We start from the raw sequence: 776 nt of genomic DNA on the forward strand, positions 1-776 counted from the left end.
CGATCCCGATCCGCGACAGCCCGGCCAGCTGGTCGACGCATCCGCCGGTATCGGCCCAGACCCGGGTGATGATCGACCCGACGGTGCGCCACGCGATGCGCATCAACACCGTCGCGGCGCTCTTGGAGGTCTGGGTGGCCAGCCAGGCCACGGTGGCGTCGAAGTCGCGGGTGTGGCCGGCGTCGTGGCGCGCCCACGGCACGTGCGCGACCACGACCCCGTGGACCGGGCAGGACACCCGGGGCGCGTCGGCTTCGATGAACGTCGTGACGGTGCCCAGGTCCAGCGAGCGCCACCGGCGTCGACCACGACCCGCGTCGTAGACCCTGCCCCGGCGTAGACAGTGTCCGCATCGGTTGCGCGACTTCGCCACCGGCCGGACATGGACGACCACACACCCGTTTCCGTCGTCGTGTTCCTCGTCGTGTTCGACGGCTTCGATGACGCTCTTCTCGATACCCAGCAAGGCACGCCATAGGCTGCGTTCACGCACGCCGTTCTCCTGCTCCTGGTGACTGTTCTTCGACAGCTCAGAAACCTAGACAGAGAACGGCGTGCGCTCATTCAGGCGCGATCACAGCACCCACACATGCAGCAGAAGAGCCCGGGTCACCGTCGAATCAGTGCCGGGTCACCGTCGAATCAGTGCCGGGTCGGTGAGGTCAAAGGAATGTCGCAACACCCCCTACCCCCAAGGGGATGCGACATGTGGGCACGGAACCCGACGATCTCTGATGACCAGCTAGACCTGATCCACTCCCTACTGCGGCGCGGTG

1 protein-coding gene is annotated in these 776 nt (G+C 66.5%); it reads right to left on the reverse strand.

The window, feature by feature from the left end; translation table 11 throughout:
* On the reverse strand, positions 1 to 493 hold a 493-nt coding region (locus tag ACYVID_RS18175; protein ID WP_460739481.1), incomplete at its 3' end, for a helix-turn-helix domain-containing protein.
* Positions 494 to 776 lie beyond the last annotated feature (283 nt).

The organism is Nocardioides ginkgobilobae (genome assembly GCF_054781275.1).